General features: G+C 70.4%; 14 protein-coding genes and 1 pseudogene. 4 read left to right on the top strand and 11 right to left on the bottom strand.

Annotated elements, in window-relative coordinates; genetic code table 11:
- Positions 1–71: 71 nt before the first annotated feature.
- Positions 72–1,469 carry a Na(+)-translocating NADH-quinone reductase subunit A gene (locus CA12_RS13860; protein WP_145359644.1) on the bottom strand — a complete coding sequence of 466 codons (1,398 nt, stop codon included), beginning with the start codon at positions 1,467–1,469 and terminating at the stop codon, positions 72–74.
- Between the two features lie 310 nt (positions 1,470–1,779).
- Between CA12_RS13860 and CA12_RS13855 the strand changes: the two genes are divergently transcribed.
- The 4 genes from CA12_RS13855 to CA12_RS13840 all read left to right on the top strand — a co-directional run bounded on the left by CA12_RS13855 (position 1,780) and on the right by CA12_RS13840 (position 6,628).
- Positions 1,780–2,460: a biliverdin-producing heme oxygenase gene (locus CA12_RS13855; protein ID WP_165700760.1), complete on the top strand. Its 681-nt coding sequence runs from the start codon at positions 1,780–1,782 to the stop codon at positions 2,458–2,460.
- Positions 2,457–4,748 (top strand): ATP-binding protein, encoded by a 2,292-nt coding sequence (locus tag CA12_RS13850; protein WP_145359642.1) that lies wholly within the window; start codon positions 2,457–2,459, stop codon positions 4,746–4,748. The genes CA12_RS13855 and CA12_RS13850 overlap by 4 nt, the downstream gene beginning before the upstream one ends.
- An 80-nt stretch (positions 4,749–4,828) precedes the next feature.
- On the top strand, positions 4,829–5,284 hold the full coding sequence (locus tag CA12_RS13845) for a response regulator (protein ID WP_145359641.1): 456 nt from the start codon (positions 4,829–4,831) through the stop codon (positions 5,282–5,284).
- Positions 5,285–5,440: 156 nt separating this feature from the next.
- Positions 5,441–6,628, top strand: coding sequence for a sensor histidine kinase (locus tag CA12_RS13840; RefSeq protein WP_145359640.1), 1,188 nt, complete (start codon positions 5,441–5,443; stop codon positions 6,626–6,628).
- A 276-nt stretch (positions 6,629–6,904) separates the two neighbouring features.
- Here CA12_RS13840 and CA12_RS13835 read toward each other — a convergent pair whose 3' ends face one another.
- The 10 genes and pseudogenes from CA12_RS13835 to CA12_RS13790 all read right to left on the bottom strand — a co-directional run bounded on the left by CA12_RS13835 (position 6,905) and on the right by CA12_RS13790 (position 20,612).
- Entirely contained in the window at positions 6,905–8,665 is a 1,761-nt protein-coding gene (locus tag CA12_RS13835) for a V-type ATP synthase subunit A (protein ID WP_449224221.1), read from the bottom strand.
- Positions 8,666–8,732: 67 nt separating this feature from the next.
- Positions 8,733–9,389, bottom strand: coding sequence for a DUF2764 family protein (locus CA12_RS13830; protein ID WP_165700759.1), 657 nt, complete (start codon positions 9,387–9,389; stop codon positions 8,733–8,735).
- Between the two features lie 14 nt (positions 9,390–9,403).
- On the bottom strand, positions 9,404–10,045 hold the full coding sequence (locus tag CA12_RS13825; RefSeq protein ID WP_145359638.1) for a hypothetical protein: 642 nt from the start codon (positions 10,043–10,045) through the stop codon (positions 9,404–9,406).
- A 237-nt stretch (positions 10,046–10,282) separates the two neighbouring features.
- Positions 10,283–10,723: pseudogene (locus CA12_RS13820) on the bottom strand (ATP synthase subunit C); the annotation flags it as partial.
- A gap of 3 nt (positions 10,724–10,726) precedes the next feature.
- Positions 10,727–12,523 (bottom strand): V-type ATP synthase subunit I, encoded by a 1,797-nt coding sequence (locus tag CA12_RS13815; protein ID WP_145359636.1) that lies wholly within the window; start codon positions 12,521–12,523, stop codon positions 10,727–10,729.
- A 21-nt stretch (positions 12,524–12,544) separates the two neighbouring features.
- The gene (locus CA12_RS13810; protein ID WP_145359634.1) at positions 12,545–13,141 is read right to left on the bottom strand and encodes a V-type ATP synthase subunit D; all 597 of its coding nucleotides are present in this window, start codon (positions 13,139–13,141) and stop codon (positions 12,545–12,547) included.
- Positions 13,138–14,508: a V-type ATP synthase subunit B gene (locus CA12_RS13805; RefSeq protein ID WP_145359632.1), complete on the bottom strand. Its 1,371-nt coding sequence runs from the start codon at positions 14,506–14,508 to the stop codon at positions 13,138–13,140. The genes CA12_RS13810 and CA12_RS13805 overlap by 4 nt, the downstream gene beginning before the upstream one ends.
- 198 nt (positions 14,509–14,706) lie before the next feature.
- Entirely contained in the window at positions 14,707–16,110 is a 1,404-nt protein-coding gene (locus tag CA12_RS13800) for a WD40 repeat domain-containing protein (protein WP_145359630.1), read from the bottom strand.
- A gap of 56 nt (positions 16,111–16,166) precedes the next feature.
- The gene (locus CA12_RS13795; RefSeq protein WP_165700758.1) at positions 16,167–18,587 is read right to left on the bottom strand and encodes an autotransporter outer membrane beta-barrel domain-containing protein; all 2,421 of its coding nucleotides are present in this window, start codon (positions 18,585–18,587) and stop codon (positions 16,167–16,169) included.
- Positions 18,588–18,812: 225 nt separating this feature from the next.
- On the bottom strand, positions 18,813–20,612 hold the full coding sequence (locus CA12_RS13790; protein ID WP_207621998.1) for a SulP family inorganic anion transporter: 1,800 nt from the start codon (positions 20,610–20,612) through the stop codon (positions 18,813–18,815).
- Positions 20,613–20,683: the final 71 nt, after the last annotated feature.

Raw genomic sequence — 20,683 nt, 5'->3', positions numbered from 1 at the left:
GGGGCGAATCGCGGCGGCGGCAAGATCGCGAGAGACCTCCCGCCGTCCGCCCTCCCCCGCCCGCCTCGAAATCACCCCTCCTCCTCAATGGTGTCGAGCTGATCCCGCAGGATCGGGCCGTAGTCCGTCTTGCCGGGGCAGACGAACGTGCACAGGGCGATGTCCTCTTCGATCAACTCCAGCGCCCCGAGCAACTGGGCGTTCTCAGTGTCGTCGGTGACGAGAGCCCGCAGCAGGAAGGTCGGCTCGATGTCCAGCGGCATGACCTGCTCGTACATCCCCAGCGGCACCATCGCCCGCCGGGAACCGCCGGTGGAGGTGGTGAAGTTCATGCTCCGCCCCGGCGTGACCGCGGAGGCGAAGATCCGCCGAACGCTGTACTTGTCGAAGCCGGGCTTCTGCCAGCCGAGGAACTCCCGCTCGTTCCCCTCCAGCAGCACGCTGATCTGATTGGCGTACCGCGACAGGAACCCGACATGCTCCCGGGCGTGCAGACCCAGCGCCGTGTGGCCGGCGAACACGCTGCCGGAAATCACCCGATTGATGCCCGCCTTCAACTCGCCCTCGGCCAGCGCCGCCAGGTCGGCGCCGGCGGTGGTGCGAATCAGCCGGGGCTCTTTCACCTGCGGACCGGCCAGCGACACGACCCGCTCGCCGGAGACCCGCCCCGTGACGAACAGCTCGCCGAAGGCGATCACGTCCTGATAGCCGACGTGCCACACCGTCTTCCCGCGGTGGACCGGGTCGAGCACGTGGATATGCGTGCCGGCCAGCCCGGCGGGGTGCGGGCCGGCGAACTCGCGCACTTCGATCTTCGGCAGATCCCCGCCCGGCAGGTTCGCCCCGGGCGCGGTGCAGAGGAACACCGGGCCGGCGGTCAGATGCGGGAGCAACTGGAGGCCGAAGCGGAAGAAGTCCGCCTTCTCGCCGATGGCGATCACCGGATCCGGGGCGAGCGGATTGGTGTCGATCGCGGTGACGAAGATACTGTGCGGCGCCGAGAGCGGCGGCGGCGTCTTCCCGAACGGCCGCGCCCGGAACGCCGGCCACAGCCCGGACTGCACCAGCCCGTCGCGGACCTGATCCCGCGTCAGCGTCGACAGATCGCCGGTGTGGGCCGTGAACTCCTGCGCCTCGTCGCCCTCGGCGTCGATCACCAGCGACAGAAACTTCCGCTTCGCTCCCCGGTTGATCGCGGAGACCGTGCCGGAGGCCGGAGCAGTGAAGAGGACGCCCTCGGTCTTCTTATCCTCGAACACCGGCTGGCCGCGCTTCACGCGGTCGCCCTCGGCGACCAGCATCGTCGGCTTCATCCCGACGTAGTCGTCGCCCAGCAGGGCGACGCGGGCGGCGGGCTTGGCGTCGATCCGCGATTGATCCGGGGCGCCGGCAATCGGCAGATCCAGCCCGCGAGGGACCTGAATGAGCCGTCCACGGTCGCCGGACGTCTGGTGTGCGGAGCGAATCATACGGGGGCAGGTCGGGGCGTCGGCGCCGGTCGCGAACGGACCCCGGGCGCGGATAGCGAGACGGGGACGCGCGAGAGGGGCGTGGGGCGGCGTGATTGTGACGGTCGCCCCGAACGCCGCAACCCCGGCGCCGCCGGTGAACGCCCCCACACCCGGAAATCCCCGCGTCCGCTCGTCGCACTTTCGCGTCCCGGGTCGATCCCCCAGCGGAGGATCGGGCGGAGCAGGAGGTCGGACAGGGCCGCGGGCCGCGGTAGGATTCGCCCCGCCCCGCCTCCAAGCTGCCCCGACCCCAAGCTGCTGCCGCCCGTTGACGCCGAAGGAGCCCGCGTCGTCCACTGCCCCGTCCGACGGCGCCCTGCCTGACGGCGTCCCGTCCGACGGCACCGCCGCGCTGCTGCGGGCCGCGACCGACGAACGGCACCGCGCCGTCGAGGCGCGGCTCGATCTGGGCGAACTGCTCCGGTCGCGGGCGGGTTACGCGGCGCTGCTGGGCTACTTCGCGGCTTCCCTGGCGCCGGTGGAAGCCTGGATCGACGCCCACCCGCACGCCGCCGCCCTGCCCGACGGGCGCCGGCGAGGCCTGCCCCTGTTGCGGGAGGATCTGCGGGCCCTCGGCGTCGCGGCGGAGCCGGCCGGCCCGGTCGCCGCGTTCAATCTGGCCGGCCCGTCGGAGGCCCACCTGCTGGGCGTGTTGTACGTCGTGGAGGGGTCCGCCCTGGGCGGTCTGACGATCGCCAAGCAGGCCCGACGGGCGCTGGGGGTGACCGCGGAGACCGGGGCGTCCTTCTTCCTCCGGAACGCCGGCGACCCGCTCGGGCCGTGGACCCGGTTCAAACAGCGCCTCGACGCCCGGGTGCGGTCGTCGGAACAGCGGGCCGCCGCGGTGGACGCCGCCCGGGCCGCGTTCGATCAGTTCCTGCGCCAGCCGGCGCCCGCCGCCGGCCCGCCCGTCACGACTTCGCCCCCCCCGCACGCGTCCCGGCCTTGAACGACATCGACGAACTCGCCGCCCGTCCGCCGGGCAGGTTCCCCGGGGAGGCCGAACTGGAGGCGATGATGCGGGAGTGCGCCTCCGAACCGATCCGCACGCCCGGCTCGATCCAGCCGCACGGGGCCCTGCTGGCGGTGGACGACGCCCTGCGGATCACCCGGGCCAGCCGCAACCTGGCGGAGTTCACGGGGGTGGCGGCGGAGGCGGCCGTCGGCCAGCCGCTGGACGCGGTCCTTCGTCTGCCGGAGGGCTATCGCTTCGACCCGACTCAGCCGCGGCGGGGAGCGACGGTAATTGTCGCCCGCCCGCGGGGGGGCGACGATCGGCCGCTGCGGACCGCCCTGCACCGGGCCGGCGAGGAGACGATTTTGGAGTTCGCCCCCGCCGGCGAACCCCGCTCCGAGTCGGCGGACGGCGGCCGTTGGGACGAGTCGTACGGCCTCGCCGGGCATCTAATGGAACGCACCCGCGGCGTGACCGAGGTCGAGACCCTCTGCGAAATCGCCACGGAGGTGGTGCGGGCGCAGATCGGCTTCGATCACGTGATGGCCTATCGGTTCGACGAGGAGTTCAACGGCGAGGTCGTCGCCGAGAGCCGCGGCGGCGCCCTGGGGCCGTACCTCGGCCTGCGGTATCCCGCCAGCGACATTCCGGAGCAGGCCCGGGCGCTGTACCTGACGACCCAGGTCCGGGCGATGGCCGACGTGAGCTACGAGCCGGTGGACCTGCTCGCCGACCGGCTCCCTGACGGGACGGACCGCCCCCCGCTGGACATGTCGGGCTGCCGGCTGCGGAGCATGTCGCCGATCCACCGGGCCTACCTGCGGAACATGAGGGTCTCCGCCAGCCTGGTGCTGTCGATCGTCTGCGACGACCGTCTGTGGGGATTGATTGCCTGTCACCACGCGACGCCGCGGGCCCTTTCGCTGGACGCGGTCCAATCGATGGCGTTAGTCAGCGAGATGATCTCCATCCGCGTGCAGATGCTTGAGGAGGCGCGTCTGAGGCGGCGGCTGACCGCCCGCTTCGCCAGCCGCAACGCGATTCTCGACCGGCTGCACTCCGCGGACGATCTGGTCGCCGAACTGGCCCAGTCGGCGGAGAGACTGACGGAGATGATGCGGGCCGACGGGCTGGCGGTGCGGTTCGGCGACGACGTCTGGACCAGCGGGCTGGCGCCGGAGCGGGAGGAGGTGGACCGCCTGATGGACCGCTTCGGCGACCGCAGCCGGGACGGGCTGTACTTCACGGAGTCGCTCCGCCACGACCTGCCCGACGTGGCGATCGCCGACGCCGGTATCGCGGGGGCGGCGGCGATGCAGTTCCGGGAGCGGGACTTCATCGTCTTCTTCCGGGAGGAGCAGGCCCGTTCGATCCGCTGGGGCGGCGATCCGCACAAGGCCGTCTCCCGCGACGCGGCCGGCCGGCTGCGGCCGCGGGCCTCCTTCGCGGAGTGGGTGGAACAGGTGGAGGGGCTCTCGCGGCCGTGGACCGAGGTGGACCGCCGGACCGCGGACGACTTCCAGAAGGCGCTGGCGGTCTTCGTCCTCCGCCGAACGCGGGAGTTGAAGGAGCTCAACCGGCGCCTGCGGCAGAAGACGGACGAGATCGAACAGTTCGTCTACTCGGCCTCGCACGATCTGAAATCGCCGTTGGTCACTGCCCAGGGGTTCCTGGGGGTGCTCCGGGAGGACATCGCCGCGGGCCGGTACGACGAACTGACGGACTCGATCGGGCGGATCGAGCGCGCCACGGAGACGATGGGGTCGTTCATCCGCGACCTGCTCGCCTTCAGCCAGATCGGCCGGGCCGGCGGGGAGGAGCCGAGCCTCGTCGATTGGAACGAGGTGGCCGCGGAGGTGATCGAGGGGCTGGCCCCGCAGATTGCGGCGCGGGAGGCGACGGTGGAGGTCGTCGATCGCCTGCCGACGCTGCTCTGCCGCCCGCAGGACGTGTTCCGGGTGTTCGACAATCTCCTCCGCAATTCCCTGAAATACGCCTGCGAGGGGGAAGTCCGCCGCATCGAGATCGGCTGCCGGTCGCAACCCGTGGAGCACGTCGTGACGGTCCGCGACTGGGGCGGCGGCATCCCGCCGGAATACCACGCCAAGGCGATGCAACTGTTCCAGCGGGTTCACACCCAGAAGGAAGGCACTGGGATCGGGCTGGCCAGCGTCGCTAAGATCGTCGAATTGATCGGCGGCCGCGTCTGGCTGGAGAGTCCGCCCGACGGCGGTCTCGCCGTCCGCATGGCGCTACCCCGCGACTTCCCCGATGCGTCCTGAGGCAGGCCCTCCCGCGAGCGGTCCGCCCGACCGCTCCCGCAGTTCGTTTTCGTCCCTCCCGTCCGTCCCCCTCCGCCCCCATGCCCCCGCACACCGTTCGGCCGACGCGCTTTCTGCTCGCCGAAGACGACGACGACCACGCGGAGCTGGTCACGCGGACCTTCGCCCGCAAGGAGCCGGCCCACCGGCTGGATCGCGTCAACGACGGCGAGGCGGCGCTGCGATTCCTGACCCGGCAGTCCCCCTACGAGCAGGCGGAGCGGCCGGAGGTCGTGCTACTGGACCTCAATCTCCCGCGGCTGTCCGGGCACGAGGTGCTCGCCGCGATGAAGGCGGACGAGGAGCTGCGTCTGATCCCCGTGGTCGTGTTGACCTCCTCCGAGGACGGCGGCGACCGCCGTCGGGCGTACCAGCGCCACGCCAACAGCTACGTCGTGAAGCCGCTCAACTTTCTCCAATTTCAACAACTGATCCGCGACCTCTGCGATTACTGGGGCGGCTGGGACTCCCACCTGCCGACGGCCCCGTCCGCCTGACGGAATGCCGCGCCGCGCGGCCGACCCACCAACCCGGCGCGAGCGAAGGGTTCGCCCTCGCGTTAGACTGGTCGCCGAACGGGGCCGCGTTCTTCGGCCCCGCTAACCGACGCGACGGGTTCGCCCATTCACAATGACCCCGCTCCGCTGCGGTTCATGCCTTCCTCGCACCTGATGCGTGTGCTGGTCGTCGAAGATTCGGACGACCACTACGAGCTCCTGCGGAAACGAATCGGGGCGGACGGTCGGTCCGGCGTCGAGCTCCACCGCAGGTCCAGCCTGACGGAGGGCCTGGCCTGCCTGGACTCGCAGGCGATCGACGCGGTCCTGCTCGACCTCGGCCTGCCGGACAGCGCCGTCACCGATACCCTCGGCCGGTTCAAGCGGGCCCGGCCCGAGCTTCCCGTGGTCGTGCTGACCTCCCTGGACGACCTGGACTTCGCCGCCGAGGCGGTCTCCCACGGGGCCCAGGACTTCCTGGTCAAATCTCAGCTTTCGCAGGACCGCGTGGTGCGGTCGCTGCGGTACGCGATCGAGCGCAAACAGAAGTCGCTGGGGCTGGAGAAGACGAACCAGGAGCTGCGGAACTTCGCCCACACGGTCGCCCACGAGGTGCGTCACCCCGCGGCGGCGGCGCTGCTGGCGCTGGGGTGCGTCCGCATGGAGCCGCTCTCCGAGCAGGGCGAGGAGATGGTCGGTTTGGCGGAGGAGTCCCTGCGGACCCTCTCCGACCTCGTGCGGGAATTGCTGAATTTCGCCGAGATCGAAAACGCGTCGGCCCCCCCCAAGCCGATCGAGATGGACCGCGTGCTCGATCACGTCCTCGCCCGATTCGAGAAGGAACTGACCGCCGTGGGCGGCACGGTCGAACGCGTCCCGCTGCCCACCGTCACCTCCCACTGGGCGCAGCTCAGCCTGCTGTTCCAAAACCTCATCGCCAACGCGATCAAGTACCGCAGCCCCGAACGCGATTTGCGCATCCGCATCGCCCCGGCCGAGGCGGATCTGCCGGGCGTCGTCGTCTCCGATAACGGCATCGGCGTCGCGGAGAAACACCTCCCGAAACTGTTCGACGTCTTTTACCGGGCGGACCCGGCGGAGGACGTGCCCGGCACCGGCGTGGGCCTAGCGCTGTGCCGACGGATCGTGCAGCGGTACGGCGGAAGCATGACGGTGCGGTCCACGGCGGGCGAGGGATCGACCTTCGAGGCGACGTTCGGCGAGCCGTCCCCCGCAGCCGAGCCCCCGCCCCACCCGCCGCATCACCCCGGTCCCGACGCCGTGCGACGGGACGAGGACGATGCGCGGGCTACGGGACGCCCCGACGAATTCGACGCGGGTTAGGCAGTCCCCTCTGGCGTCGGGTGACGCGTCGGCGAGAAGATTCCGGTGGTTCGGCATGGGCCGACGTAAGCGCCTGCCGCCGGGCGTACTGCGTCTTTCCGCGGTGTCCCGGCGGCCGGCGGCCGTGCCGGTCGCCCGTCTTCCTGGGCGCCCCCGACACTGCGGGACCGTCAGACGCCGCGGCGCCGCCCAACCGTGGGCTCAACGCAAATCCTCCCGCGCTCGGAACTCATGGAGAGACGCCAAGCGCTCCTCAGCCTGCCCTGAAAAGGCCGCTTACTTCTGCGAGACGGCCTGCGCCTCGAGCGCGTCGATCTCCGCGAGCAGTTCCCGATAGCGGGCGGAGCGCCACTCGCTGTAGTTCAGGTTTTTGAACAGCCCGGTCAGCTTGGTGAAGTAATTGCGGACCTCGTCGTTGCTCGTGAATTGAAAATCGCGGGTGACGAGGCGGCGGATTAATTGGAACGACTCCTTTTGCCGCTCCAACGGGATCGTCACGTCCACCGGATCGAAGGCGTCCTGCTGCAGGAAGACCATATCGACGAACGTCGCCCGCTGATAATCCAGATAATCGTCGACCGTCACGCCTTCCTCGCCGGTCACCTGCATCATCTGATGCACGGCGTCGCCGCGGTGCAGCAGCTCCGTGGTCTCCTTGACGGACTCCGTCCAGGTCGGGTCCATCGTCGCCGCAAGCTGCGGCTTGAGCTGGTCCAGGTATCGCGACCAGGACATCAGCGGGTCGATCGCCGGATAGAACCGTTTATAGGCCCGCGCCGACGACAGGCCGAGGAAGCATTTCACCGCCCCCAGCGTCGACTGGGTGACCGGCTCCTCAAAGTTCCCGCCCGCGGGGGAGACGGTGCCGATCATCGTCAGGCTGCCGACGACGCCGTCGTTCGCCCGGACGACGCCGGCCCGCTCGTACAGGCCCTTGATGGAGGAGTCGAGGTAGGCCGGGAAGGCCTCCTCGCCGGGGATCTCCTCCAACCGGCCGGAGGTCTCCCGCATGGCCTGGGCCCAGCGGGAGGTGGAGTCGGCGATCAGCAGGACGTTCAGCCCCATCTGGCGGTAATACTCGCCGATTGTGATGCCCATATAAATCGAAGCCTCGCGGGCGGCGACGGGCATGGAGGACGTATTGCAAATAACGACCGTCCGGTCCATCAATTTGCCGTCGCTGCGCGGGTCGTCCATCTCGGCGAAGTCGACGAGGGTCTCCACGACCTCCCCCGCCCGTTCGCCGCAGGCCACCACGACGACGATGTCGGCGGCCGAATAGCGGGAGACCAACCCCTGCAACACCGTCTTCCCCGCCCCGAACGGCCCGGGGATGCAGGCCGTTCCGCCGAGGGCGATCGGAAAGAACGTGTCGATCAGCCGGATCGTGGTCGTGAGCACCTGCGAGGGGAACAGGCGCTCCGAGTGCCGTTGCCGCAGTAATTTCGTCGGCAGCGGGCTGCGGACGGGCCAGGAGTGCTGCATCGTCCATTCACGCTCCCGCCCGCGGGCCGTGCGGACGCGGACGACCGGCGCGTCGGCCCGCTGCGGTCCCCGGGCGACCCAGAGGACCTCCGCCGTCCCCGTCAGATCGAACGGGGCCATGATCTTATGGGCGATGTTGCGTTCCGGGACCGTGCCCAGCACGTCGCCGCCGCGGACCGTGTCGCCGACCTGAACCGATGGACGGAAGTCCCACACGTCCTCGCCCGGCAGGGCCGGGGCCGAACTGCCGCGGCGCAGGAAGAAGCCGTCCCGCTCCGCGAGGACGTTCAGCGGGTTCTGCAGGCCGTCGAACACCGACCCCAGCAGGCCCGGGCCGAGGGCGGCGGGGAGCAGTTCCTTGGTGAGTTCGACGCGGTCGCCGACCTGCACGCCGCCGGTCTCCTCGAACACCTGCATGTCCGCGGTCTTGCCGTAGATCCGCAGCACCTCGGACTTCAGCGCCTCCCCGCCGACGTGCACGAGGGCGACCTCGTTCTTCATCAGCGGGGCGTCGGTCTCGATGGTAACCACGTTGCCGGACACGCCGATCACGCGGGCCTCGCCCCCGGAGCGGCGGGGCGCCGTGGAACCGACGGCGGGAGCCTCGGCGGCGGGGGTCTCAGAGGCGGAGATGGGCGTAGTCACCGAGCGTGTCCTGAATCATGGTGTCGAAACGTGTCCGGCCGGCCTCCGCGTTCCGGCTGGTCCAGCGGTAGATGATCTCCCACCGCGCCAGGTAGAGGATCACGGCCTCCAGCGAGAACGTGAACTCCGTGGCGAGCCGGCGCCATTGCCGCCAGGTGTGTTCAAAAAGCGTCCGTTGGGCCTCCACGACCCGCCCCTCGGTCATGAACTTCGCGAACGGTTCGATCCACGGTTGCCGGCCCCCCAGCCCGAAGGTCGGGTCGGACCAGTGGCGGCGGATCGTTTCGCTGAGTTCCCCGATCGGCACCGGCTGCGACAGCCCGTCCCGCCGCCGGCGCAGGGCGCTGACGACGATCCGCACGTCCAACCGATGCTGGATGATCCGCAGCACGAGGGGATGCTGAACCGTTTGCAGGTTCGTCAGTTCGCGGGCGATCTCGGCGTCGGTGCGGTCCAGCGGCTGGCGGTCCCAGTCGAAGAAGTCGGCGAGTTGCCGCACCGTCTCCGCGTCCTCCTCGCTGAGCTGGCTCAGACGTTCGGCCAGTTGCCGCCGGGAGATCGGCGGGCGCTCCACGTCGAAGTGCGTCGGCAGCGGCGGCAGACTGGCGATCAGCGTGTAGTAGTTCGTCACCGGCGCAGCCTCGGTCAGACGTCCAGGATCGCGCGGAACCGCGGCGAGAGATGCTTGAGCAGCACGTGGGTCAACGTCTCGTCGGTCAGATCGACTTCCAGATCGCCGTCCACGACCTGCACGCGCACGCCCGGCACGTCGCTGTCCACCACCTCGAAGGTGAACCCGTCCCGCAGCGACTGGCCGGCCAACGACTCGGCGAACTCCCGCAGCGCGACGTCGCTCTCCGGGGACGACCCGTCGTCGAGCAGTTGGAAGTTCAACCGTGCGTCGGCGTCGTCCGGAACGGCCCGCCGGGCGATCTCAAGAATGAGCCGCCGCAGGAACTCGTCATCTTTGAGAGAGTGCGAAACGAGCCGCTGCAAGGTCTGCGTGCAGTTGTCCCGCAACTCCTCGGTGAGTTCCAGAATGGAGTCGCGGCCGGCCAATCGAATGGCCTCCTCGCCGGCCGCCCGGGTGCGGTCCGCTTCGGTTTGGGCCGCCTTGAGCATCGCGTCGGCCCGCGTTTGGGCGTCGTCGAGCAACTCCATCGCCTGCCGACGGGCCGCCTCCAGGACGGCGTCCGCCTCGGTCTGTCCCTTGTCAACGCCTTCCCGGCGCAGTCGGTCGATCAGCTGCTGGACGCCGGAGGCTTCCGTGGTGGTCTGGTCTGCCATGGCCTGTGCGAAGTGATGAAGCCGGTGAAAGCGGGGTCCCGGGCCCGCCCAGCGTTCGGGGCGGGATTCGTCCGGGGCAAAGCGGAGCGGCGGTCAGTCCGGGAGGACGGCGTCGGGATCGACTTCGAGGGGAGCGTTATCCTCGAGCGCCCCCTCGTAGGTGTCGACGCCACGGGCCTCGACCGCGACGGGGCCGGCGCCGGTCCCGGTTCCGGCGTCGCCGGCCTCGGCGCCGCCGGGGATGCCGGCGGACACCACCAGCGCGAAGATGAAGGCGAACACGGCGAACCCCTCCACGATCGCCGCCGGCGCCGCGGAAAGGCCGAAGATCTCCGGTTTGCTTTTGCTGGCCACAATCGCCGAGGCGCAGCACAGGCCCTGATAGATGGCGCTGAACAGCAACACCGTGCCGCAGAGCACGCCCACAGCGAACAGTCCGCCGGCCGCCTCGACGGTCACGACGCGGTTCAGCGAGAACATCACGACGATGCCGTAGATGATCTGCGAGGACGGCAGGGCGGAGAGCCCCACGAGCCGGCCGTAGCCGCTTTCCACATCCAGCATGGCGCCGCAGGCGGCCTGACCGGCGCGGGCGCAGCCGATCACGCTGCCGATCGCCCCCAACGCGGTCGGGCCGTAGATGCCCGCCCAACCCAGCATGATCCAAAAACTATCCATAAATCAGCTCGTCGCTTTCTTGGTGAAGGGTCGGAACGGGTAACCCTCGTCGTTCAGACTCCAGTTAAAAAACTCGATGCAGTTCAGCCGCAGGCCGTGCACGACCCCGCCCATCAGGCCCAGCAGGATATTGACGGCGTGCCCCGCCACCAGGATCACCAGGGCCAGCGCCACGCCGGCCCCGCCCGCCCGGAAGGACTGCGACGCCAAATCGTTGAACGTGATCGCTAATTGGGCGCTCGCGAGCCCCAGGGCGAACAGCCGCAGGTAGCTCAGGACGTCGCCGAAGGCTTTCGTCAGGTTGGGGATCTGCATGGCCCCGTCGAACAGCCGCAGGGCGTGGGCCTTCGGGCTGGCCGTCAAAAGCGGCTGAGCGCTGCTGAAAAGGATTACGAGGACGGCCCCGGCGATCGTCGCGGGCATGCCGAACTCGACGAGCGCGGGGGCCTTCGTCATCGCCCCGGCGCCCCAGAGAAATCCGCTGACGATCACCACGGCCCAGCCCAGATGACCGAGCAGGCGGGAGGAGCGTCGACTGTTCCACGCCGCGATCAGGTTCGCCAGCGTCAGGTGCGCCACGCCGATCATGACGGAGACCGCCATCATCGCGTTGCGGTTCTCGGTCATCGGCTGACCGTCGTAATAGACCCGCAGCCGATCCAGCAGCGACCCGGCGGGCGGTTCCAGTCCGAAGTAGCTGCCCGCCGCCACGCCGTACGCCACGGTGAAGCTCACCAGGCCGACGGCCAGATAGCGGAACTGCCGGGCCGACCGCGATTGCCCCAGCCGGCCCCAGAACAGCAGCAGCCCGACGACGAGGACGAGCCCGTAGGCGGCGTCCGAAACGATCATCCCGAAGAACAGCGCGAACGACAGGTAGACCACGCCGGTCGGGTCCCAGGCGCGATAGCCGGGGGTGATATAGAAGGTCACGCAGCCCTCGGCGCCGGCGACGCGGTCGGGATTCTGCAACAGCGTCGGCGGGGCGTCGGTTGGGGCGGGCACCTCGACCGTCAGGGCGAGTCCGCGGCGGTCGCAGAAGGCCCGCACGTCGTCCACGGCGACGCGCGGTGACCAGCCCCGCAGGGCAAAGACGTTCTCGTCGCCCCACGCCGCCGCCGCCGCCGCCGCCTGGGCGACCGCGTCGTCGGCTCGGTCCAACTCCAGCCGCAGCGGGTCCCGCCAACGGGTTTGCGTCACCCGCCGCCAGTGGGCGTCGTCCAGTTCCCGCTCCACGGTCGCCAGTCGCGCCCGCAGCTCCGAGAGCGAACGCGGATCGAGTTCCACATTGCGTAAGGGGATCGCCGCGGGAGACTCAGCGACGGCGACGACGTACGCGAACTGGCGGTCGCGGCGGACGACCTCCCAGACGACGTCCCCGGGCAGTTCCGACAACCGCTTGATCGGGATGAGATAAAACCAGAGCCGGTTCCTCCCGAGGGCGCCCTCCGGCGGCCGCTCGAAATCGCCCCACGGTTCCAGGGCGGCGATCTTCTCCTGCAGTTCGTCCCGCTCGTCGGCCAGCGCCTCCTCGGCGTGCTTCGTCGCCAGGACCTCTGCCGTGACCGCCTCCCGATCGAACGGGGCCTCCCCCGGGGAGGGCGCCCGGTGCACCGCGCAGGCGTCCAGGTAGCGGAGGGCCTCGCGGGTCTCCTGACTGACCGGCGGCGAGGTGCGCCCCGGCGCCTCGCCCAGCGGGATCAGATGCAGGCAGCCCAACTCCTGCAGCCCGAGAATCGTCTCGAACTTCTGCGAAGCGGGACCGAACACGGTCAGTTTATCGAGGGCGACGATGGCCATGGCGTACGGGGGCGAGGCCCCTCAGCTCCGTTTCCGCTTGGCCAACTTCGACCGCACGACCGCCGCCCGGTCCTGGTCGGACAGGGCGATGCGGATGCGGCCGATGTTCTCCGCGGCGGTCGGGATCAGCACCTTCTCGAACAGGTTCACCCGCTGCGCGATCTTACGGGCCGCCGCCTCTAAGGCGCGCTCCCGGGCCGCGGCCACCTGACGCCGCACCCGCAGGCGGGACAGGTTCTCCAAGTTATCGACGACGGCGTCGACCCAGAAGGGGAGCGCCAGCGTGGAGTAGGCGACCCGCTCGAACGCCATCGCCTGCAGGGTCGGCACGCGGACGCCCACGACGTTCTCCTCGCCCAGCGACACCTCCCGCACGCGGACGAGCCGGGCGAGGTCCCGCGTGGGGATTGTCGACCCGCCGAGCAGCGAGAACAGGGGTTCCGACTTCGCCTCGAAGGTCGCGATCTCCGCGTCCGCCTCGGCCAGTTCCCGCTGCGCCGTCCGCCACGCCGCCAGGAGTTGCTGCCGCTTGAGTTCCAGCGACGGCAAATAGCGGCGATAGAGGGCCAGCTTGTCCCGCTGCTGCTTGAGCGAGTTTTTGTTCAGGGCGACCTTCACGCCGCGGCCCCGTTCGTCGGGGCGTCGGCCGGAGCCGTCGCGGGGGCCGCGGCGGCGGCCGGGTAGTATTTATCGACGAGTTCCTGCTTCATCAGCAGTTCCTCCGGCTCGAAACACTCCGCAAGCGTCGTCCAGCAGAGATCGAGCGCCTCGGCGAACGGCACGGACACGCTGACGTCCATGAACCGCTTCCTGAACAGGTCGCCGAACTTCAGGAGCTTATAATCGCGGGCGGACAGCTCGAAGGCCATCGCCTGCTTCTGCTGGGCGTCCTTCGCCCCGGAGTACAGGCGGATCATCGTGTTCATCAACTGGCCGTGATCTTCCCGCGTCGTCTTCCCGACGACCATCTGCTTCAGGCGGGACAGCGACCCGAACGGGTCGAGGACGCCGTCGTGCAGATAGAACTGCCCCTCGGTGATATAGCCGGTGTTGTCCGGCACGGGGTGGGTGACGTCGTCGCCCGGCATCGTCGTGACGGTCAACGTCGTGACGGACCCGGCGCCGGCGTAGTCGCAGGCCCGCTCGTAACGGACGGCGAGCTGACTGTAGAGGTCGCCCATATAGCCGCGGGTGGCCGGAACCCGCTCCATCGACGTGCCGACCTCCTTGAGCGCGTCGGCGTAGGCCGTCATGTCCGTCAGCAGCACCAGGACGCGCTTGTTCTGCTCCACGGCGAACCGCTCCGCGACCTTCAGCGCCATATCCGGCACCAGCATCCGCTCCACGATCGGATCGGACGCCTGATTCACGAACATCACCGTCCGCGAGAAAACGCCCTCGTCTTCGAAGGTCGTGCGGAAGAAGTGGTAGTCGTCAAAGACCAGCCCCATCCCGCCGAACACCACGATCTCGGCGTCCGCCTGAATGCCGATGCGGGCGAGCAGCGGGTTATAAAGCTCGCCGGCGACCGAGAAGATCGGGATCTTCTGGCTCTCGACGAGGCAATTAAAGACGTCGATCATCGGAATGCCGGTCTCGATCATCCGGCTGGGGACGACCCGCTTGACCGGATTCACCGACGGCCCGCCGATCTCGACGCGGCGGTCGCCCCGCAGCGACGGCCCGCCGTCGATCGGTCGGCCGGCGCCGTCGAACACCCGCCCGAGAATATTCTCCGAGTACACCACCTCCGACCCCCGCCCCGTGAATCGCACGCGGGCGCCGGTGGACAGCCCCTTCCCGCCGGCGAACACCTGCAGCGAAACTTCGTCGCCGGTGATTTTAACCACCTGGGCCAGCGAGGGTTCGTCCTCGCCGTTTTCCACCAAGGCGAGATCGTTCAGCCCGACGCCGTTCGCCCGCACCGTCAACACGTCGCCGTTGATGGCCAGGACGCGGGTGAAGTAGGTGAGGTCCTCGATCATTCGTCCGCCAACACGCGGCGACCCGGGGGGAGAAAACGTGCCGCGTACGGGCGGGGGCGCTCGTGGGCGGGACGGTAGCGGCCGCGCGAAACAGCCGCAAGCCTTGGCCTGCGGCAAACATCGCATCGCGCGGGGCCGCTGCGTTGCGGTGGGCGGTTCGCGCGGCGCGTCCCGCCGAAGGGACGCGGTTCTCCGGGGTCAGCGCGCGGCGGGCACGGCCCAGACGCGGGTCGTCGCGTCGTCGTCGGCCGTGGCGAGCAGCCGGCCGTCGGGGCTCCAGGCCAGCGCCGAGATGATGCCGACGTGGCCGGAGAGCGTCGCCCGGGGTTCGCCGTCGGCGTTCCACAGGCGGATCGTCCGGTTGGGGGAGACGACCGCCAGCAGCGATCCGTCGGGGCTCCAGGCGGCGAGGTCGATCATTGGTTGCCGGTCCTCCTGCCCGCCGCTGCGCAGCGTCGCCCGCGGGGAGCCGTCCGGGTTCCAGAGCCGGACCGTCACGTCCGACCCGCCGGTCGCCAGCACGCCGTCGGCGGAGTAGTGCGTGAACCAGACGCTTCCCTCATGGCCCTGCAACCGGGACTTCGGGGCGCCGTCGGCGTCGAACAGCCAGACCGTCCCGTCGCCGAACTGGCTGACGGCCAGCGTGCCGCCGCCCGGGCTCCACCCGACGCCGTGCGGCCAGATCTCCCGCGGCAGGGTCGGCAGTTCAAGCCGGGCCGTCGCGGTCAGCGGCCCGGCTTCCCCTGCCCCCCCGGCAGCCGGCACGGTCCACAGGACGGCTCCGCCCGGAGCGGTGGAGACGAGCCTGTCGCCCGACGGACTGAAGGCGAGCGTGGGGCCGGCCGGGCCGACCGTCTGGAGCGCCCGGCCGTCGGCGGCGTAAGCCCGCAGGTTCGGCCCCGCCGTGGCGACCGCCAGCAGATCGCCGGCCGGGCGCCAGGCGAGGGCGAAGACGGCGTCGGCCGGCGTTTCCAGATCGGCCCGCAGCGTTCCGTCCGGGTCGAACAGAGAGGTCGCGAAGTTCTGCGCCCCCGCCAGGGCGAGCGTGCCGCCGTCCGGGCTCCAGGCGAGGTCGGCCACGTTCGTGTTGGCGCCGCTCCCGTGAATCAGGCCGGACGCGGCCTCGCCGACTGGGGCGAACGTCGTTCCCTCGCGGAGATAGATGCGGGTCGGGCAGCGGAACAACTCCTTGCCGCTGTCCTGCACCTCCCCGCCGACCGCCAGCCGCGACCCGTCCGGGCTCCAGGCGAGGGCCTCGATGCGGGTCATGGCGTACTCCGCCTCGAACTCCAACGTCGCGACGGTCTCGACCGGCAGCGGGTCCGCCGGCTCGGCCCATTCGACGACCGGGGCGGCGGTCCCGTCGACCGCGGGGACCGACTCGTCGGCCCGCACGACGGTCGGGGCGGCGATCGGCGGCCGCTCCGGGGGCGGCGCGAACCGCGGCCCCGCGGGCGGCGGCGGACCGCCACTCGGAAGCAGGCCGCCGCACCCGAGGCCCGCGAGCGCCCCCAGCGCCGTGAGCAGCGCCGCCGCGGCAGGGACGGACCGCAGGCGACCGGGGGCCTCCGGCGACGGGACGGCGGGGGCGGTGCGAGCCATCGCCGCAGCCTACCGAGCGTCCGTCGGCGCCGCCCCGCGTCTCCCCGCGTCGCGGTTCAGAAGCAGACTTCCAGCCGCACGTCGCCGGCGTGCAGGACGGCCGCGTCGCCGAACCCCGCCCGGTACTGGCCGGACAGCCGCACCGGACCGTCGCCCAGCGTCAGCCCCGGCCCCAGGACGAAGCGGTCGGCGTCGAAGTCCGTCCCGCGGGCGGTGAAGGCGGCCGTCGGGTCGGCGACCAGGTTCGCCCGAAAGTCGCCGACCGTGCCGGCGGTCAGGTCGCGGCTGTAAAACGCCTCGAAGGTCCCGTTCGCCGGCAGGTTCGACCACAGCGCCAATCGGCGCCCGGCCCGCAGACCGACCCGCGCCCGCAACTCGTCGAGAGAGGACTCCTCCACCGCCAACGCGCTCACGCCGCCGCTCTCGGCGAAGGCGTCGCGGTCGACCCGCACGTACCGCAGCCCGGCGACCGGCATCAGGTAGGCGCTGCTCGAACCGTGCAAGAGGCCGGCCTCCGCGTCGCCGGCGGCGAGCGTGCCGTCGAACTCGCCCCGGGTCCGGTCGGACAGCGGAAACAGCGGGCTGTCGACCTGGAACGACCGCAGCGCCTCGCCGGCACTGGCCCCGGCGAAGCCGGACAGCCGGGCGTAGGTCCGGCCCGCGGAGGCCCGCACGGAGCCGCCGACGCGGTGGATCTCGTCCGTGACGGTGGAATCGACCTCCGGCACGCGGACGGTCATCGACTCGTACCCGTAGAACGCCCCGACCTCCACGCAGCCGCCGGGGCCGCCGAAGATCCGCGACAGCCCCACGGCCACGCCCGCCGTGCCCAGATCGGCCGGAGCGGCGTTGCCGTCGCCGTCGACGTGGCCGCCGGCGCCGTAGCTTTCGATCCACCCCTGCAGGCCGGATTGCCCGGGGCGGGTCACGCCACAGGTTCCGCAGACCAGCGGGAAGCCGACATCGCGGCCGCCCACCGCGTCCAGGAACTGCAACGAACTGCGATTCAAGGCCGTCAGGTGCGTGCCGTAGATCTCGCCGGAGAGGGCATTGAGGCTCGCGGCGGTCGCGGCGTCGCTGGGCAGGGTGTCCAGGGCGTCCAGCAGCCCGGCCAGCGCCGGGTTCGTGACGGCCGCGTCCAACGCGCCGCCCACGGCCCGCTGGTTGAAGCCCACGCCCAAACCGGCGTACGGCCCGTCCCGGCCGACGATCAGCGAGTAGGTCGTCGCGTCGTAAACGGAAATCAGCCGGAGGCTGGTCTGATTCTGAAGCGTCAGCGGATCCAGCACGGTGAGGCGGTCGGCGACGAGGAAGTCGTACCGCGTGCCGCGGACCAGCGAGCCGGAGGCGAACTGCGACGCCCGCAACGTGCCGCCGTCGATCACGGCGTCGCCGTTCACCGCGATCTGGTCGAAGTCCACGCCCGGCTGCGGCACGACGCTCGCCGCGACGGGGTTCAGTTCGATGTCCAGCACGGCCGTGGAGCCGGTGGCGAACGGGCCGTTCACCGTCATCGTTCCCGGGCTGGTGCCGGGGGCGAGAGTCCCCTCGACCAGAACCCCATTCGCCGTGTTGAGCGTCGCGTTCCCGGTCAGGCGGGCGCCCTGGGTCAGTTCGAAACGGTCCGTGGTCCAGGTGCCGTTGAGGCGGAACGTTCCGCCGGATTGCAGATCGATCGCTCCGCCAGCGCCCTCGACCGCCCCGGAGGAGCTCAGCAGGCCGCCGTCGCCAACGGTGACGGTCGCGTTGGCGTAGTCGAGTCCGGCGCCGACCTCGGCGACGCCGTTGACGAGCAGCCCGCCGCCGCCCAGTTCCAACGCCCCGCCGGTGACCGCGCGTCCGCCGGCGTCGATCGTCAGGGTGGAGCCGCCGGCGAGCCTGATCCGGCCGCCGCTCGTCAATGTGCCGCCGTCCTGCACGACGCCGGCGGAGGCGGTAAGGAACTCCACGTCGGCGCCGGCCCGGACGGCTCCGGCGACGGTCAACGCGGCGGCGTTGAGTCTGGTGAGACTCGTGACCGTCACGACCGCGTCGGCGCCGACGGCGGAGACGGCAGCGGCGTTCAGGTACAGCGAAGAGGCGTCGAACGTGCCGCCGGTCGCGTTCAGCCCGCTGCCCGCCCCGCCGACGATCGCGTCCCCGACCACGTTCACGTCGCCGGCGCTCTGCAACTGTCCGGTGTTGATCAGATTGAACGTCGCCGCGTCCAGCCGGCCGCCGTCGGCGACGGTCGTCAGACCCTGAGCGAGGAGGTCCTCCACGGTCAGGAAGCCGGTCCCTGCGATCGCGGCGGTTCCTCCGGGGTCGATGACGAAATCGTCCCTCGTCTCGGTCGCGGAGACGATCCGCGTCTGACCGTTCACAACCGTCTCGTCCTGCGCCGGTGCGGCGGAGGGAGCGGCCAAACAGATCCCCAGCGCCCACGCTCCCCCGGCCAGCGAGCCGACGGTTCGGCGGATGCGCGGGGGGACGTCCATGTCCAAACACTCCATTGAGAACCGCGTCGGTCGGGATCCGCCCGGGCGACGCACGTCTCCCCCTTCTCTCGGCGCTTGCCGCGCGAAGGATCAGTCGTCTCGCCTCCGCGGCGGCGCTTTCTCCCGACCGAACCCCGGAAGCACCCCGCGCCGCGGCCGGGCCGGCGCGATCTGAGGTCCGTCGTTCCGCGGGACGGCGTGGGCGTGGATGGGGGCCGCGTCCGCTCAGCCCACCGCGACGGTGGCCGGTTCCCAACCGAGGATGCGACCGTCGCCGGCTTCGCCGACCGCATCGGCCGCGTCCACGGAGCCGGCCGGGTCGTCCGCCAGGCGGCCGTCGAGATTCCGGATCGGCGGGACGCCGTGCAGCGCGGCGATCCGCAGCAGGGCGTCGTCGACTGTATCGCACACATCCTCCTCCTCGAACTTCGCCAGGATTCCGAGGCGATCCAGCAACTCCCCGACCCGCGGCCGCACGCCGGAGAGTAGCGCCCGGGCGCCCTGCCGTTCGGCCTGCTCGAGGATGTCGTCCAGCAGGTAGGCGCCGGAGAGGTCGGCCATCGGCACGTCCTCCAGGCGAATCAGCAGGTAGTCGTAGTCCTTCATCTTCGCCGCCGCCCGATAGACCGTGTCGGCGACGCCGAAGAACAGCGGGCCTTCGAGCCGCAACTTGAGCACCCGCCCCCGCAGCGGTTCCGGCAGCGCGACCTTCTGACGACCGGCGTCGGCGTCCCCCGACGCCAACTCCGGCTCGTACAGCGTGCCCAGCTCCTGCACCGTGCGGACGAAGGCGATCGTGATGCCCACGCCCATCGCGACCAGCAGGTCGACGGAAATCGTTAACAACAGCACTGCCCAGAAGCAGACGGCGTCCGTCAGCGGCATGCGATGCAACACGGGCAGGACCCGATAATCGAGAATATCGATCCCGACCTTCACCAGAATCCCCGCCAGACAGGCCATCGGCACCAGTTTCGCCAGCGGGGCCAGGCCCAGCATTAACGCGAGCAACACCAGCCCGTGCACGACCGCGGCCAGACCCGTCCGGGCACCGCACTTAATGTTCGCCACGCTGCGGATCGTCGCGGTGGCAGTCGTCACCCCGCCGACCAGCCCGCAGGCCATGTTCGCCAATCCCTGGCCGAAGATTTCGCGGTCGCTGCTATGCCGGGAGCCGGTCATCGTATCGCAGACCAGGCAGGTCAGCAGCGAGTCGAACACTGCCAGCCCCGCCAGCGCCGCGGCCGGCCCGATCATCTCGTCAAAGCGGCTGAACGAGGGCAGGTGGATCTCCGGCAGACCGACCGGAATATCGGCGATAAAGGCCACCTCCAGCCCCGCGAGGTTCGCCACCGCGGTCCCGACCAACAGCCCGACCAGCGGCCCCGGCAGGCGCCGCAGCCCCCCGAGCGGGGCGGACAGCGTCGCCAGCCCGGCGACGATCCGCGGCCAGGCCAGAATCGCGCCGAACGTCGACCCGGCGACGACCAACGCGTTCACATGCGCGTGCGACAGGTCGCGGGGGATCTCCCGCAGCGCCGCCCACACCCCGGACGGCGCCGGAAAGCCCAACAGCGGCGGAATTTGCGTGATCAGGATGATGGCCCCGATCCCGCACATAAACCCGGAGACCACCGAGTACGGCGTGAAATATATGAACCGCCCCACCCGCAGCAGCGCCAGGGCGACGCAGATGAGGCCGGAGAGAAACACCACCGAGAAGATAAACCCGACGTCCACCGTGCCGTCGACCGCCTTGATCGTCGCGGCCAGCGCCGCGAGCTGCACGACTTTCGGCCCCGTCGGCCCGGAGACGCCGGTCCGGCAGCCGCCGAAGATTCCCACCACCACCCCGCCCACGATCGCCGCCCAGATGCCCGCCGCCGGCCCCAGTTCCGGCACCATCGCCCCGAACGCCAAGGCCAGCGGCAGCGCGATCACCGCGACGGTCAGGCCGCTGACGAGATCGGGAACGATGTTCGTGCCGAACGACCGCAGGTTCTCCACGGGACTGAATTCGGCCAAATAGGTTTTCAATTTGGCCGCGGTGAGCCCGGTGGCGCGCGGGAGCCGACGAAATGTAGACATGAGGGGAG

Source organism: Alienimonas californiensis, from assembly GCF_007743815.1.
Classification (GTDB): Bacteria; Planctomycetota; Planctomycetia; order Planctomycetales; family Planctomycetaceae; genus Alienimonas; species Alienimonas californiensis.
The sequence above is the reverse complement of the archived record's forward strand: the minus strand, read 5'-3'. Positions and strand labels throughout refer to the sequence as shown.

Bases quoted from the DNA above. Each gene is read 5' to 3' on its own strand.
- CA12_RS13860 (WP_145359644.1), bottom strand. From the start codon at position 1,469: ATGATTCGCTCCGCACACCAGACGTCCGGCGACCGTGGACGGCTCATT.
- CA12_RS13845 (WP_145359641.1), top strand. From the start codon at position 4,829: ATGCCCCCGCACACCGTTCGGCCGACGCGCTTTCTGCTCGCCGAAGAC.
- CA12_RS13840 (WP_145359640.1), top strand. From the start codon at position 5,441: ATGCCTTCCTCGCACCTGATGCGTGTGCTGGTCGTCGAAGATTCGGAC.
- CA12_RS13825 (WP_145359638.1), bottom strand. From the start codon at position 10,045: ATGGCAGACCAGACCACCACGGAAGCCTCCGGCGTCCAGCAGCTGATC.
- CA12_RS13815 (WP_145359636.1), bottom strand. From the start codon at position 12,523: ATGGCCATCGTCGCCCTCGATAAACTGACCGTGTTCGGTCCCGCTTCG.
- CA12_RS13805 (WP_145359632.1), bottom strand. From the start codon at position 14,508: ATGATCGAGGACCTCACCTACTTCACCCGCGTCCTGGCCATCAACGGC.
- CA12_RS13800 (WP_145359630.1), bottom strand. From the start codon at position 16,110: ATGGCTCGCACCGCCCCCGCCGTCCCGTCGCCGGAGGCCCCCGGTCGC.
- CA12_RS13795 (WP_165700758.1), bottom strand. From the start codon at position 18,587: ATGGACGTCCCCCCGCGCATCCGCCGAACCGTCGGCTCGCTGGCCGGG.